This is a genomic window from Leifsonia tongyongensis, assembly GCF_010686705.1.
Classification (GTDB): domain Bacteria; phylum Actinomycetota; class Actinomycetes; order Actinomycetales; family Microbacteriaceae; genus Diaminobutyricibacter; species Diaminobutyricibacter tongyongensis.
Window position 1 is genome coordinate 1 of record NZ_JAAGWY010000008.1, and the last position, 1,228, is coordinate 1,228.

1 protein-coding gene is annotated in these 1,228 nt (G+C 65.8%); it reads right to left on the bottom strand.

Annotation, left to right across the window (positions count from 1 at the left end; genetic code table 11):
• A partial coding sequence (locus G3T36_RS19475; RefSeq protein ID WP_163291544.1) for an IS481 family transposase occupies positions 1-1,154 on the bottom strand: 1,154 nt, incomplete at its 3' end.
• Between the last annotated feature and the right edge of the window lie 74 nt (positions 1,155-1,228).

The following is a 1,228-nucleotide window of genomic DNA, read 5'->3' on the forward strand; positions in this document are numbered from 1 at the left end:
GGGGCTTTTTGGTTGTTGCGCCAGTAGGTGCGGGTGGGGTCGATGTCGTTGGTGGCGATGACTTCTCCGGTGTCGAGGCGGACGACGGTGACGGTGTGTTCGTCGGCGATGGCGAGGATGCGGGCGCCGCGGTGTTCGTAGCCGACGCCGAGGTGGTGCATTCGTCCGGCTCTGCGGAAGCTGACCTTGCCGTTGGTGCCGACGTGGTCGTAGCGGATGCGGTAGTGGACGGGGTGACTGCTGCCGGCGGGGACGGCTTTCGGGGTGCTGCGGTAGGCGTGGCCGGGTGTTGTCCGGTCGAGGGCGCGGTGGGGGCGGTGTTCGTTGTAGTCGTTGCGGAACTGGTCGAGCTGGTGTTGCAGCTCGGGGAGTGTTTCGGCTGCGGGTCTGGCGGTGAGCCAGCGTTTGAGGGTTTGGTGGAAGCGTTCGATTTTGCCCTGGGTCTGCGGATGGTTCGGGGAACCGTTCTTCTGCTGGACGCCGAGGAGGGGGAGCACGTATTCGAAGGCGTTGCGGCCGCCGCCGAACCGGGCGGTGTAAACCCGTCCGTTGTCGGTGAGGGTGGAGGCGGGAGCGCCGTGGGTGTCGACCGCGGCCAGGAAGGTGGTGACGACGTCATCGCCGGTGACCGGGTGGTGGGCGGTGGCCGAGAGCAGGTAGCGGGAGTGGTCGTCGAGCCAGTTCAGGATCTCGACGTCGGTGCCGTCGGCGAGCCGCCAGTGGGTGAAGTCGGACTGCCAGGTCTCGTTGGGTTGCGCGGCCTCGAACCGGATGTAGGACGAGCGGGGCCGTTTCCGTGGTTCCGGGACTACGAGCCCAGCACGGTGCAGGATGCGTCGGATCGTGGAGGTCGACGGTGCTGGCAGGTTCTCCTGCTCGAGGTGCCAGGCGATCGTGATCGGGCCAGCGTCGAGACCACCCGCCGTCAATTCTGTTCGAAGCTGAACGATCCGGTCCACAACCTCGGCGGTCACCCGGTGTGGGCTGGTCAGCGGTGCGCGGGAGCGTGGTTCGACAGCGTCGAGTCCGGCGTCTCGGTAACGAGCCAACAGTCGATGCAGATGGCGGCGTGAGAATCCGTACTCGGCTGCCGCCGCGGTCACGGTCAGCTGCTTGGACACGATCTTCAACACGGCGACACGAGCACGAGACATAAACCCGACTGTGACGGATGTCCCGACTCATCAGGGACCTATCAACTGTGACCTATCTCCTGAACCCAGACACC